Genomic DNA, 13,363 nt, shown 5'->3' on the forward strand with positions numbered 1-13,363 from the left:
GCCCCCGCCCCCGCCACCGCCGCCACCGCCGCCGGACATGGAGCCGGAAGCTGATTTTACGGTGTCCAACCCCAACCCGGAGGAAAACGAGAGCGTGACCTTGCGTGACGCATCGGAGCACCCGGGCGAGGACAACGGTGAGCGGATTGTCTCCTGGGAGTGGGACATCCAGGGGATAGGGCAGAAGTCCGGCAGGACGGTTAGCGCGAGCTGGCCGGTAGCCGGGACCTATAAGATTACCCTGACGGTGACGGATCAGGACGGGGACAGCGACAGCAAGACCAAATCGGTGGTGGTAGCCGCGGCGCCGCCGGTAGCGAACATATCGGTTAACCCGAAGCGCATCCTGGCCGGCCGGGAGGTTACTATCAGCGGCGACGGCAGCGTGGCCGGCGGCAGCAGGACCATCCAGTGGGACCGGAACGAATGGCAAATTTTACGGCCGGATGGGACGGTGAAGTGGTCCGGGGTGCAGCGCTACCCCAAGAACGACCCGCCGCCTAACCAGATGTTCAACTCACCGGGCACGTGGAAGGTACGCTTGCGGGTGACGGATTCCGGCGGCAACAAGTCGGAATGGGCTGAAGAGACGGTAGAGGTATTGCCGGACCAGCCGCCTGAAGCGGACTTCTGGGTATCGACCGGTGCGGTACGCAATACGGTGGACAACTTCAGCCTCACCGTCTATGACCAGTCGCAGTTACCCATGCCGGACGCCTTTGAAGACCGCATCTCCCGGAGAACCTGGACCCTGATTTACGACAAGAACAACAACAGGGTTTTTGGGGACGGCGGGGATGAAACCATTACCGCCGCCGATACCACTAAAAGCGCCCGTATTATTCAGGGTTCTAACAACGATCCCAACCCGGAGCTAGTTTTTTACCAGACAGGGCGCTACAAATTAACCCTTACGGTCCAGGAAGAGTGGTACGGCTGGGGGAGGTGGAACCCGGGACTACAGGCCGATACGAATTCTAAACCGAGTAACGAATGCGTGATCAACGTCCAGAACCTGCCGCCTTACGTGGGTATCGGCGCCAGCCGCCCCGAGCCCAAAGCGGACATCCTCTTCGTGCTGGGGCAGATTGACAACAAGAGGGACTACCTTAACGCTTTTAATGCCAACCTGCCCGGTTTCTTAGGGAAGCTGGCCGAATACGGCATCGACGCTAAAGCCTACCAGAACGACGCCATGAGCACGGGCAGCGTCACCAGGGTAGACCAATCCGACTACTATATCTACCTCATCGGTGACCCGGTAAATCCTCTCTATAAGGTGTACGTCCAGCGCAACGGCGGCGGCTTCCACGTGGAGCGGCGCGACCAGAGCGGCAACTATGTGACGGCCTTGAGGACGGTTTCTTACGGGGGCAACGATATCGACCTCCATGCCAGCGGCCACGGCTACAGCTACGGCGTCACAGTCGATAACAACGGGCAGATCGTCACCAATTTCTCCTGTGGCCATGATAATTCTTACCGGACTATCTGGGTGGACGCTAACGGGGTCATCCACGTGAAGTACTACGTGGCTGACGATCAGGGGTATACCTCCACCCAGACGTGGGACTACTACGACGGCAAGGTGGAACTAATCAAGACCAACACCGACGGGAGGACGCCTTACCGGACCCTAACTCAGGTTGATGCGGACACGGTGCAGGTATACGGCACTCATTCCGGTACCTGGGAGCTGACCTACACCCTGAACTACCCCCCGACGCTGGCGAAGCTCCAGGAGGTTGCCCTGGGTACGCCCTGGCGCTTCGGCGTCACCCGGTTTGTTGTCCTGATAAACAATGCCACCTTCCAGGACTACGCCCAGAGGGCGCAGTTCGTGAACTACATGAAGAACAACAATGCCGGCTTAATAGCTGAAGCCGGTAGCAGTAATTACAGCCAGTGCGCCCAGATCGTCAACGAAATCGGAAGGGATATCGTATTCACCATCAACGACGCGGCCTCGGACCTCAACGAGATAGCCAGCTACATTATTGACTACATCGGCCAGAAGGACATGCTGGCCAACGTGGTCCTGGTCAACCAGCGCTTTGTCACCATGTCTTTTGAAAACGACCGGGAAGCAGACGCCATAGTGGGGAGGACGTGGTACTACGAACACGACCCCAACCACCTCATGGGCTACGACCTCAGTAACTCCCTGGGCCTCAACACCGACGTTCACCAGAAGACCTTCGCCCAGCCCCTTAACTCCTTCGCCAAACCCGGCACCTACACGGTGAAATTCCGGGTCCAGGACCAGCCGCCGAACTCGCCTTACTGGAATGACCCCGATGCCGGGCGCAAATGGTCCCAATGGGCAGAGATGAAGGTGCACGTCCATAGAAAGCCCGTAGCCTCATTCATTGTCACGCCGTCTAACCCGGTGATCGGCCAGCAGTTAGTGTACCAGGATCTTTCTTACGACCCTGACCTGCAGTCCACAGACCCGGAGGGGAAGAAGGGTATCCGGGCCTGGCAGTGGCAGTACCGGGTAAATGGCGGCGAGTGGATAACTTCCGCCGAGCCCCCGGCGTATTTCACTGATCCAGGTAATATAGAAGTGCGGCTAAGGGTCCAGGACTTCCTGGGCGCCTGGAGCGACTGGACGGTCAGGAGTATCACCGTGCAGAACCGGAAGCCCGTGGCCTACTTCCAGGCCTGGCCCAACCCGGCGGGCAGGACGGAAGAAGTAAAGCTGCTGGATGATAGCTATGACCCCGACGGGGATGACATCACGGCCTGGGAGTGGACGATCCAGGGCATAGGGACGCGCACCTCCCGGAATGTAACCGGCATCTCCTGGGCCAACCCCGGCACCTATCAGGTTGCTTTACGGGTGCGGGACCAGCACGGGCTGTGGTCCGACCCGTATACTGGCCAGATGGTGGTGGAAAACAGGCTGCCCAACCGGCCGCCGGTGGCCGCCATAAGCTTTAACCCCAATCCCGGCTACACGGGTGAAACCCTCACCGCCCTGGGGACTGGCTCTTTCGACCCCGACACGGGCGACTATATCAAGGCCTGCCTCTGGCGGTACAAACCCCCTAACGGCGGCTGGACCGGCCCTATCAGCCAGTACCGGGGCGAGGCGGGCTTCCTGCGGTTAGGAGTGGTGCCAAAAGATGACCAGACAGGCACCTGGACCTTTGAGCTGACGGTAATCGACAGCCATGACGCCATGGCCACAAAGACGGCTACGGTGAGGGTGGAGCCGGGCTTTGCGGTCCGGGTGGACGGGGTTATCCCCCAGCCGACGGAGCGCGGCCGCAACATGATCGTCCGCTCCAGTGCCTACCGGCCTAGCGACGGGCAGAAAGTAGCCATCGACGCTATGAAGGTGATCATCCCCACCGGCAATTTGCCGGCCGGTTGGCAGCCCTTTGAAGCATGGATGACCTATAACCCTTCCCTGGGCGCCTGGGAGTACACCTACCTGATCCCGGAAAAGGAACAGGAGGGCCGCTGGCCGGACGACGGCTGGTATACGGTTAAGGTGATAGGCTATAGGAATGGCATAGCAAAGGAAGCGTATTACAATTTCGAGGTGCGCGGGCATATCTTGAAGAGGCTGATAATACAGACGGAGAGCTGGTAAGTTATTACCCTGGTTTAGGATCTCCTGGCCCGGGGTTTTTGTTTATCCAGGGTTTTTGAGTATAAGTACTCCTGTCCAGGCAATACGGTAGTACTGGGCTTCTTTTATTTTTCGCCATACCTCCCAGTTACCGTAGGCACAAAAAGCGAGCAAACCCGAAAATATCCTGCGGTAGGGAGGAAATCGTATGGGGGTAATACTGGCGCCTGCCTTTTCTAATCGTTTTTGGATGGAAGTATTCATTATCCAGGTTTCAACCTTGAAGGCAGTTTCGCTTGACTGGATATACCTCCTGGCCAGTGCGATAGCAGCTATAAAATCAGAGCCAAGACGTAATGCTACTTTTTTGGGAGAACGCCCTAACCTCCAAGCCGTGATAATAAACCCCATGGGACGTAAATGCAAAACATAAGAGTCAGAACGGCTTTTTGTAATTTCAAAAAGAGAGGTCAAATGGACACACATAAAAAAATGGGCAATCATGATTAGTAGCAGGAAGGTGAGTATGTAATGAAGCAACAAAAAATAGAAGCCTTGTGCCAGCGGTATCCCGGGGTTCAACAATATTGCCGATCCAAGGAGGATTGCACTGGCTGTCCGTCTGGAAAGGGGCCGTACGCTGCGCCACATTCTGCCCTACTTCTCCTTCTCCCGCCCTGGGCATGTGCTTATATATACGGGGACGACTGGTATTATTTGCTGCTTAATAAAGCCCTCCCTCAATTGCCCAGCGGTAACCCTTGGCCTTTTTTATTTTGTTTCCTTTTAATGGCTTGCTTGCTTTGGTATACTGCCGCCGTCATTGCTCTATGGACGGAGAGTAGTTTTGTAAAGATACTCATGGCAGGCTTTGCCCTGGTATTGTGGGGCCTTCCCCTTTTGACGCCGTACTTTTTTTCTGCCCCGGCGCCAATGGTCACCTGTTTTCTGCAATGGCTCCCCATGAGCCTGGGAGGCCTTATGGTTGTGGTTATTTGCCTGGCTATTTGCGCCTTCGCTTTTTTCCCGCTGTTATAACGACTTCTAAGTTGTAACATACCACATGATATATACGGCTAATGTCGATGCTTGTCTATTTTGTCTTTAGAGAGCCATTTCGCAAAGATAAAATGCGCCCGGGCCATATTCTCCTGGCCCGGGTTTTTCTTTTAGAAGGAGGTGCATGGCCATGGACCCGCCGGGGCTTTTTTATGCCCTGGGTTTTCTAGTACCCGTAAGCATAGCCGGTTTTTATGACTGGCGCCGGAATATCGTCCCCGATGCCGTTACTTTCCCCCTCATGCTTGCCGGCATGGTTTACCAGGGGCTTTACGGCGGGCCGGGAGGATGGCAGGAAGCTCTTGTCGGGGGATTTATCTTTTTCCTCTTCGGGTGCTTCCTGTACCGGCTGGGAGGGTTCGGGGGCGGGGATGTCAAACTGATGGCCGCCTTTGGCTTCTGGCTGGGGCCGGGGAGGGCGGCCGGGGTGATTCTCGCCGCGGCGATAATGGGGATAGCATGGGGGCTGTGCAAATATGCCCGGCTGGGGATTTTGCGGGAGCGCCTGCAGGTTTTTGGGCGCGCCCTGTACTTGAGGCTGGCGTATGGGGCAAAGCTTGCCTGGTGCTTGCCCCGGCTCCCCGGGGATATTAATGCCCCCGCGCCCCGGGAGGCAGTACCCTTCGGCGCCTGCCTGGCCGCGGCCGCTTTGTTATTGACTATACTTCAGGGAGGTAGATGATCTTGCTAAAGTTGCCTGTAAAAAAGATACCGGGAGGGCCGCTGCTGCTGATCGCCCTTTTGACGGGTATCCTGGCAGCTGCCGGGGTTTACTGGGCCTTCGCCGGCGTCTACCAGCCGGCAGAGGTAGTTGTGGCTGCCAGGAACGTGGAGGCCCTTAAGCAGATAGGGCCGGCGGATGTCAAAGTGATTACCGTATCTAAAAGGGACCGCCATCCCCGCGCTTTGACCCAGGTGAGCCAGGCCGTAGGCAGTTATACCAGGATGCCCCTGGTGGCAGGGGAAGCGCTTTTCCCGGAAAAACTGGTGCGGGATCCGGGCCAGGTTGTGGAGGCCTACGGCGCCATGAAGGAGGATGAAACCCTCATCACCCTCAAATCCAGCCAGGTGAGCTGGCCGGATATACTGCAAGACGACGATACGGTGTCCGTGGTAGCGGTTTTCCCCGACCGGGTGGAGGAAGTGGCCGGGAAGGCCAGGGTGGTGCACAACAGCAAGCCTCTGCCCATCCTGGGGGAACTGCAGAGCGCCCGGGAAGCGGAGGCCAGGCCCACGTCGGAAATAACCCTGCTCCTTTCCCGGGAAGACGCCAAGAAGGTCCTGCTGGCCACGGTTGCCGCCAAAATGGTGTATTTGTTCCCGGAAAGCCCGGGACAGGCCGGGGCTAAGTGAAAACAGGCATCTACCTGCCGGGAGTAGGGCTTTTATTTTACGAAAGGCGGTGAAAACATTGGACCTCCAGAATCAGGAGTGGAATGAGGTCCTGGAGGCCACCAGGAGGGCGCTGGTGGATAAATACGGGGAATCCTTGCTTTCGGCCAACGGCAGCATGGTAGAAATAGTGAGGCAGGAAACCCGCAATGTCCTTGGCCGGGAGGATAAAGAGATCGAGGATTTCGTGGTGAGCTGGATTGCCGGCCTGGGGCCGGTGGACCGGCTCTTGAAAGACCCCCTGGTGAGCGAGGTGATGATCAACGGCCCCCGTGATATCTTCGTGGAACGGGAGGGCCGGATTGAGAAGACGGAACTTGGCTACAGGGACGAGGGGGAGGTAATGAACCTGCTGTACCGCCTGGTGCAGCGGTGCGGGCGGCGGATAAACTTCTCTTCACCCCTGGTGGACGCCAGGCTCCCCGACGGCTCCCGGGTAAACGCCGTGGTGCCCCCGGCGGCGCCTTCTCCCTGCATTACCATCCGCCGTTTTGTGAAACGGACCTTTTCTACGGCGGAGCTCCTGGATATGGGGTTTGTATCGGGGGAGATGGTTGATTTCCTGCAGGCGGCAGTAGAAGGTAAGGCCAACATTGTCGTGGCCGGGGCCACCGGGTCCGGCAAGACCACCGTCATCCGCTGGCTGTGCGGTTTTATCCCCTCTCAAGAAAGGGTGATCACTATTGAGGATACCCTGGAGCTGGGGCTGGAGAGGGAGCATGTGGTGCCCCTGGAGGCCTCCGACAAAGCGGGGATCTATGAGCTGATGATCAATGCCCTCCGGATGCGACCGGACCGGATTATCCTGGGCGAGGTCAGGGGCAAGGAGGCCTTTGAGCTATTGCAGGCCATGGGCACCGGCCATGACGGCTCTATCACCTCGGTGCATACCAATTACAACAAAAAGGCGGCCATCCAGCGCCTGGTACGGGCGGCCCTGAAGGCGGGCGGGGTGACGGCGGCGGAACTGGAGGCCATGATCGTGGAGGTCATCGACCTCCTTGTTTTTGTCGAACGCCTGCGGGACGGCAGCCGCAAGCTGGTGAGCATAAGCCAGGTGGTCCCCGAGGACGGCAAGCCCGCCTTCAGGGACATTTACCTTTACCGCTACAGCAAAGGTGTCCACGAGTGCGTGGGCGAGGTGGCGGGAGAATTGAAAGAGAAGCTCAGGAAAAACCTGGCCGGGTGCTTGCCTCCCATCCGGCCCTTCGGGGGTGGGGGATGTGACTGACGTAAAGCTGGTATCCTTCCTGATTTTCATCTTCCTGGGCAGCCTGGTCTTCTACCTGGGGAGGGGAAGGTTTACGGGCTTCCTGGAAGGCTATAGACGCCGGCAGCTCCTTGCCCCGCCGGCGCGGGGCTCGGCCTGGTACCTGCTGGCGAGGATGGGGCGCTCCAAAGAGGGATTCGTCTTGACGACAATATTCCTGGCTGTTTTAGGGATGGCGGCCGGGATCCTGCTGGACAACCCGGCGGCCAGCATCCTGCTGGCCGTCTTTGCAGTCATCTATAGCTACAAGAAGCTGGAGGTGGACTACCGGCAGCACAAGGCCCGCATGGACGAGCAGGCGCAGGCGGCCCTGCAGATGATAGCCTCCCTGTACGATACCACCGGCGACCTGGTGCGGGCCATTGAGGGAGCAGCCGGCTGCATCCCTGCGCCCATGCGGGACGAGCTGGTGCGGACTTTAGTGGAATACAGGCTGGGGGGATCCCTGGGGAACGCCCTGGAGTCCTTTGCGGAAAGGGCCGACAACCGGGATATTGACATCTTCGTCAAGGCGGTTACCCTGTCGGAGAAGTACGGGACCAATACGGCCGAGGTGGTGGCAGAGATCGCCCGGGTGATCCGGGACCGGATAACTTTACGCGAGGAACTTAAAAGCGAGGTGCGCGGGCAGGGTCTGACGATCAATCTGTTTTTGCTTTTCCTGCCCCTTACGGCTATTGCGCTATTGTATTTTTCCAATGAGGCGAGGCATGTCATCACCGCCACCTTCTTCGGCAAGGCGGTAATCTGCTTCATTATCCTGGTGGAGTTCCTGGCCTGGTACTTTACCCGGGGCCTGGGGGTGGTGGAGGAATTATGATTACCGAAATGTTGCCAATATGCCTCCTGGTTGTTGTCGCCGTCACCCTCATGATTGTGGCCTGGAAAGCCCCGCCCGACCTGGTTGCCCGGGCCGGTAGGAGGTTTTCTTCCGCATCCGCCAGGGAGAGGCTCAGGTTATATCTATGGCGCCAGGGAAGGGAGCAGGAGGTAGACCCGGAGGCGATCTTAGGCTTCCGGGCCATTGCGGCCGGAGCGGCGTTCCTGGCGGGTGCGGTTGTTTGGCCCGCGAGTTTTCCCCTGGCGGCCTTGTTCCTGGGCGCAGGGGGCCTGTTGTATATCCTCCCGGGGAAATACCTGGAGAGAAAAGAAGAACAGCGGCTTCAGAGTTTGCGCCGGGAATTTCCCACTATGGTAACACTGCTGAAAGTATTCTCCAGGGCGGGAGACCTTTACCAGGCCATGCGGGTGGTAAGGGGTGCCGTAAGGGGAGAGCTGAAGCGGCAGCTTGATATTCTAGCCGCGGAGCTGGAGGTCTTCCCCCTGCCCGAAGCCCTGGACAACCTGGCCAAAAGGGCGGGGTACGGGCCGCTCACTAACCTCGTGGGCGTGGTCCTGATGGCCATCCAGACGGGCGCCGACGTGGAGGAAGTGCTGGACACCTTCGCCCGGCACGCCTATGACGAGAGGGTAAACGAGATCAGGCGGAAGATTAAGGTGCAGCCCATATTGATGGCCGTCATCCCGGCGGTCATGTCCCTTTCCCTCTTGCTCCTTTTTGTATTTCCCATGTATGCCAGCATAATAGACAGGCTGAGTGCTTTTTGAGGTAGATGTGGAGGTAAGAGCCGGGGTAATGGTCGCCCCGGATTTTTTGTGAGGCTTAACTTGAACTGACTGCAAAGGAGCGTGGTTTTATGCTCGCAATTCAAACCAATCCCCAATCTGCGGCTCTAGCCATCGACGTGGGCTTCGGTTATACCAAAGCGGTATCTTTAGCCGGCGGTAAAGTAATCTTCCCTTCGGTCGTCGCCCCGGCGGGTTCGCCTGACGCTTTTGACCGCCTGGATAAAAGTGATACCGGCTACCGGGTGCGGATAAAAAAAGGGATTGACGGCCCCGTAGAAGAATGGCTGGTAGGCGAACTGGCACTTAAGGAGGGCCGGGAGGTGCAGTATTTCCAGGACTGGGAGAAACACAGCCACCCGGCCCACGACGCCGTACTGCTGGCCGCCGCTGCTTTAACCTGGAACTGGCCCCGGGCCGGTGGCGGTATCACAGGGATCAGCAATCCTGCCCTGGTGGTAGGGTTGCCGGTGGATGTCTGGCGCGACGAACTGCAGCGGGAAGGCTTGAAGAAACACCTGGAAGGATTGATAGCCGAGGTGAGCGTCAACGGGAACGGCCCGGTACGAGTGACCTTCAGCAGGGTTTATATTTACCCCCAGGCGGCCGGCGCTTTCCTCACCGTCCCCGATCTTCCCGAAAGCGGCATCGTGGCCCTGGTAGATGTAGGGCAAAAGACCACCGACAGCGCGGCGATAGAGATTGTTAACGGCCGGCAGAGGCTGGTGAAGACCATGTGCTTCAGCATCAACAAAGGCATGGCGGCCCTGGTGGAAGCCGTGCGGGAGGAATTTCGGCGGCAGACCGGGGCGCCCCTGCCGCCCCAGCAGGCCTGGGAGACGGTGAAAAGCGGTTCCCTCTGGTACCGGGGCAAAGAAATTGATATGGCCCCGGCGATTAACAAGGCCCGGGCGGAGATAGCCCGGGCCATAGCCGACCAGGTGCTGGCCGGGTGGGGCGAGAGGGCCGATTTTGTCAGGAAAGTATACCTGGCGGGCGGCGGGGTATTAGACTTGCCGGCTTTACAAAACATGTTCCCGGCGGCTGCAGTACTTCCTGATCCCCAGTGGGCCAACGCCCTGGGTTTTTTAAAAGTAGCAAGGGGACTGGCTGGATAATAAGCCTGTACGTACAGCACAGGTTTAAGTATTTCAATGCTTTAAGCTTTATTTCGGTACCGGAAAAACGTACAGGGGAGTAAGGGGGTGGCGTAACAGGTGACGGTGTACGTACAGGAGGGGCAAAAATGACCCGTGAAGGCATGAAAAGACTGGATATATGGCTTCCGTACAACCATCCCATATGGGATTACCCGCCGGGCTTGAGGGCAAAAATGGCCAGGGAGTGGCTGGACATTGCCGCAATGCTGGAGAAGCGCCTGGCCAGGCTGGAAGAAAAAATAGATGCGGTACTGGAACATAGCGCCGGGAACCCGCCGGTACAACAAACAGTGGAGAAGGAAACCTCAATTGACCCAGGTTTATTCTTAGACTTGTGAGAGGTGGTGGCCGGAGGTGGGAGAAAAGAACCCGTTTGTGCCAATACACGTGCAGGTATCAGAGCTGGTCCTTATGCCGGAAAGCGAGATTATGGTGCTAAAGCTGCCCGGGCAGACGCCTGTGACTGTTTATTATATCGGCCCCGCGCAGGTTGAGAAGGTGGAAGAATACTTCGCCGGCAAGTGGAAACTCTACAGCCCCTGGCGGAAAGAAGGTGAATATATTGCTCAAAAAAAGCGACGTCGAGGCGGTAATAAGGCACCCCGAAAGGATATGGGTTTACTACCAGCCGATAGTGAACCTTACGTCCGGGCAGCTATGGGGGTATGAAGCCCTGGTCAGGGGTGAAGGGGTGCTGGCGAAACCCGGGCGGCTTTTCCGCGCTGCGTATGCAGCAAACTTACTGAAGGAGTTAGATGTAACCTGCTTTAAGTCGATTCTGGCCAAGGGACTACCGCCGAACGGCAGGCTTTGTGTCAATGTTACCGGTGAGGGACTGAGAGAGCTGGACATAACTTTTGCCGGCCCGCGCTTGGTCCTGGAGTTAACGGAGTACGGCACATACGACCTTAGGCAGTTGCCACCCGCACTGGAGAAAAAATGGCGTGAGAAGGGAACGGCATTGGCTATTGACGACGTAGGTGGTGAAGTTGCGCAGCTCCGGGCGGTCTTAAACCTCCGGCCTGATCTGGTGAAATTAGACCGTTCACTGGTGAGGGGTTGCGACTGCAATGCTTCCAACCGCTTGTTGCTGGGCCAGGTCCTGGAGGTGTGCCGCTACCTGGGGGCGGAGGTTATCGCCGAGGGCATCGAGAAGCCGGGCGAGTTGAAGGTTTTACGTGAATTAGGCGTGAAATACGGCCAGGGTTACCTGCTGGGGAGGCCGCAATCCGGATGGGAGAAGGCCGTAATGGCCGGCGGGGGGTGATTCCGTGCGTATCGGCGTTGACCTTTGCAACACGGTGGCCAACTTGAACGCTGTGTTGGTAATAAAGTTTTCCTGCCTTTCGTTAACCCGTTACCCCTCCCCGGAAATACCGGAAGGGTTTTTTAGTACACCGGAAGGCCTGGAATTGCTAAAGATGGCCCAGCCCTTCCCCTACGCGGCGGAGACACTGCGTTTTATAGTATCCGCCGGGCATGAGGTTATCTACCTCACCAGCCGGCCGGTCCTGGCCGCCAATTTGACGCGCGAGTGGCTGGTGGCGAACGGCTTCCCCGGCGGGGCGCTGGTCTTTCTTCCCCGGGGCTATAAGGCGTTGTTTGCCCGGAATTACGGGATTGAATGGTTCTTTGAGGACGATCCCCTTGAGGTATTAAGCCTGCAGGGCGTTGTCAGCAAGGTTTTCGTCAAGGCCTCGGCCTATAACTATGGTATCCAGGGGCAGGGGATAAAGAAGTTCATCAGCTGGCGCGAGATTATGCCCTATGTTGCTGCCGGGAAGAGGGGTAAGGCTGGTGCCCTGGCATGAACAGCATGGAAGTTAAAGGGAAGACCCTTATTATTGACAGCCCGTTGCTCAAGCAGGGTTTTACTGCTGCCCCAAATGCGGTTTTATATGATGCCCGGATATCGGTGCAGGCCCGCTGGTTATATTGCCTTCTCCTTTCCTTCGCCTGGCAGGAAAACGAGTGCTGGCCGGGCCAGGACCGCATAGCGAAAGTCGCCGGCTGGCATGTCAATACCGTAGAAAAATATCTTAAAGAGCTACGCAATTTCAAGCTGGTTTCCTGGAAGCGCCAGGGCCTTAACCGGCCTAACATTTATTATATCCATGAACCCGCAAAAGCCTTGATTTATAAGGATTCACAAGCTGGTGTGAATCCGGAATCACAAGGTAGTGTGAATCCGGATTCACAAGCTAGTGTGATTCTTGATTCACACGCTGGTGTGAAAGAAGAATACTCAGATGAAGAATATGTTGTTGTTGTAAAGGGAACCGCAGCTAAAAACCCGGCTGGTAGGGCCGGCGGCCCGGAAACCGGGAGTCCGGAAGTTTCCACCGTAAATACCGTAAATCACGAAAGGCCGGAAGAAAGACCGGAAGATGCTTTTAGTCGGCAAGATCTGCCAGAAAGCCCGGCGGCCCCGGAAGGGGATGCCAGGACCAAAATACAGGAGTTATTTACAAAAACCGCGGGACACCCATTGCCGGAAGCGGTACTAAACGAACTGGCATGTTACCCGCCGGGATACGTGGAGCAGAAAATCAAGATGCTTCAGAGCGGCAAGGGAAAAAACAATACGGTGGGTTGGCTGCTGGAGGCCTGCCGGGAAGACTACCGGCATTTGCCGGGGCCGAAGCCGGCCCGGAAAGGGAAGGGGAAGCTACCCAGAGCGCCGGGAACTGGCAAAGGGCATGATAAGTACCGGGAATTATACCGCTTAGTCTGATGCGCCCCCCGATCAAAGCAAATTGAGGTGACACAAAATGGTCATAAATCCCTGTCTCGGGCCTAAGGCAAAGGACTACGGACCAGCTACCAGGATATGCGCTGCCTGCCGTCATTACGGGGGCAAAAAACGCGGGCATTGCGACATAGCAGGCAGGAGGGTCAACCCTTATAGGGCCGCCTGCCAGTATTTCAGAGAGCAAGGGAAAAAGGGGAGATAGAGGGCCGCCGCAACGTTTTACGCCCTGACGGGCTAACGTAGCGGCGGCCTATAAAAACAGCAGCGGTAGGCAGCAGGAGCGCTTTTAAGCGCACCTGCTGCCTTGATTTTAAGCTTTGGGGGCCTTCCGGCCGGCCCTGGATTGTACCGCCGCCCCGGCCGTTACGGCAAGGGTACGGCCTGCGGCATAAACGGCCTCCGCCCCGCCCTCCGGGCGGGTCCCCTCCATTTATTCCTCGGCCCGGCCCTGCGGGCCGTCCTTGCCTCCCGGCCGGGCGGCAATCTTTGCTGTTAAGGCCGGAAGGCCGAGGGCCGAAGGCCCA

Annotated in this window: 13 protein-coding genes; 12 read left to right on the forward strand and 1 reads right to left on the reverse strand. The window is 57.6% G+C overall.

Going from position 1 to position 13,363, the window contains the following annotated elements; all coding sequences use genetic code 11:
- Positions 1–3,601 (forward strand): PKD domain-containing protein (locus tag MOMUL_RS14215; RefSeq protein WP_153018431.1); only part of this gene is annotated, 3,601 nt, incomplete at its 5' end.
- Positions 3,602–3,643: 42 nt separating this feature from the next.
- Here MOMUL_RS14215 and MOMUL_RS14220 read toward each other — a convergent pair.
- Positions 3,644–4,231, reverse strand: a complete 588-nt coding sequence (locus MOMUL_RS14220) for a hypothetical protein (protein WP_062285919.1) — start codon at positions 4,229–4,231, stop codon at positions 3,644–3,646.
- Positions 4,232–4,769: 538 nt separating this feature from the next.
- Here MOMUL_RS14220 and MOMUL_RS14230 point away from each other — a divergent pair.
- The 11 genes from MOMUL_RS14230 (at position 4,770) to MOMUL_RS14280 (ending at position 12,821) form a co-directional block, all read left to right on the forward strand.
- Positions 4,770–5,321 (forward strand): A24 family peptidase, encoded by a 552-nt coding sequence (locus MOMUL_RS14230; RefSeq protein ID WP_062285923.1) that lies wholly within the window; start codon positions 4,770–4,772, stop codon positions 5,319–5,321.
- 2 nt (positions 5,322–5,323) lie between these two features.
- Entirely contained in the window at positions 5,324–5,992 is a 669-nt protein-coding gene (locus MOMUL_RS14235) for an SAF domain-containing protein (RefSeq protein WP_062285925.1), read from the forward strand.
- A gap of 58 nt (positions 5,993–6,050) precedes the next feature.
- Positions 6,051–7,262: a TadA family conjugal transfer-associated ATPase gene (locus MOMUL_RS14240; RefSeq protein ID WP_062285926.1), complete on the forward strand. Its 1,212-nt coding sequence runs from the start codon at positions 6,051–6,053 to the stop codon at positions 7,260–7,262.
- Entirely contained in the window at positions 7,255–8,121 is an 867-nt protein-coding gene (locus tag MOMUL_RS14245) for a type II secretion system F family protein (RefSeq protein WP_062285928.1), read from the forward strand. The genes MOMUL_RS14240 and MOMUL_RS14245 overlap by 8 nt, the downstream gene beginning before the upstream one ends.
- Positions 8,118–8,909: a type II secretion system F family protein gene (locus MOMUL_RS14250; RefSeq protein WP_062285930.1), complete on the forward strand. Its 792-nt coding sequence runs from the start codon at positions 8,118–8,120 to the stop codon at positions 8,907–8,909. The genes MOMUL_RS14245 and MOMUL_RS14250 overlap by 4 nt, the downstream gene beginning before the upstream one ends.
- An 89-nt stretch (positions 8,910–8,998) precedes the next feature.
- Positions 8,999–10,045, forward strand: a complete 1,047-nt coding sequence (locus MOMUL_RS14255) for a ParM/StbA family protein (protein WP_062285931.1) — start codon at positions 8,999–9,001, stop codon at positions 10,043–10,045.
- A gap of 128 nt (positions 10,046–10,173) precedes the next feature.
- Entirely contained in the window at positions 10,174–10,425 is a 252-nt protein-coding gene (locus tag MOMUL_RS14260; RefSeq protein ID WP_062285932.1) for a hypothetical protein, read from the forward strand.
- A 16-nt stretch (positions 10,426–10,441) separates the two neighbouring features.
- Positions 10,442–10,756 carry a hypothetical protein gene (locus MOMUL_RS16960; protein WP_062285934.1) on the forward strand — a complete coding sequence of 105 codons (315 nt, stop codon included), beginning with the start codon at positions 10,442–10,444 and terminating at the stop codon, positions 10,754–10,756.
- Positions 10,722–11,354, forward strand: coding sequence for an EAL domain-containing protein (locus MOMUL_RS14270; protein ID WP_169802214.1), 633 nt, complete (start codon positions 10,722–10,724; stop codon positions 11,352–11,354). Before MOMUL_RS16960 ends, MOMUL_RS14270 begins: the two co-directional genes overlap by 35 nt.
- Positions 11,355–11,358: 4 nt before the next feature.
- Positions 11,359–11,898 carry an HAD family hydrolase gene (locus MOMUL_RS14275; RefSeq protein WP_062285938.1) on the forward strand — a complete coding sequence of 180 codons (540 nt, stop codon included), beginning with the start codon at positions 11,359–11,361 and terminating at the stop codon, positions 11,896–11,898.
- Positions 11,895–12,821, forward strand: a complete 927-nt coding sequence (locus tag MOMUL_RS14280) for a helix-turn-helix domain-containing protein (protein ID WP_062285940.1) — start codon at positions 11,895–11,897, stop codon at positions 12,819–12,821. The genes MOMUL_RS14275 and MOMUL_RS14280 overlap by 4 nt, the downstream gene beginning before the upstream one ends.
- The last annotated feature ends 542 nt before the right edge of the window (positions 12,822–13,363 follow it).

It is taken from the genome of Moorella mulderi DSM 14980 (genome assembly GCF_001594015.1).
Lineage (GTDB): Bacteria > Bacillota > DSM-521 > Neomoorellales > Neomoorellaceae > Neomoorella > Neomoorella mulderi.

Bases quoted from the DNA above. Each gene is read 5' to 3' on its own strand.
- MOMUL_RS14220 (WP_062285919.1), bottom strand. From the start codon at position 4,231: ATGTGGCGCAGCGTACGGCCCCTTTCCAGACGGACAGCCAGTGCAATC.
- MOMUL_RS14230 (WP_062285923.1), top strand. From the start codon at position 4,770: ATGGACCCGCCGGGGCTTTTTTATGCCCTGGGTTTTCTAGTACCCGTA.
- MOMUL_RS14250 (WP_062285930.1), top strand. From the start codon at position 8,118: ATGATTACCGAAATGTTGCCAATATGCCTCCTGGTTGTTGTCGCCGTC.
- MOMUL_RS14255 (WP_062285931.1), top strand. From the start codon at position 8,999: ATGCTCGCAATTCAAACCAATCCCCAATCTGCGGCTCTAGCCATCGAC.
- MOMUL_RS14260 (WP_062285932.1), top strand. From the start codon at position 10,174: ATGACCCGTGAAGGCATGAAAAGACTGGATATATGGCTTCCGTACAAC.
- MOMUL_RS14280 (WP_062285940.1), top strand. From the start codon at position 11,895: ATGAACAGCATGGAAGTTAAAGGGAAGACCCTTATTATTGACAGCCCG.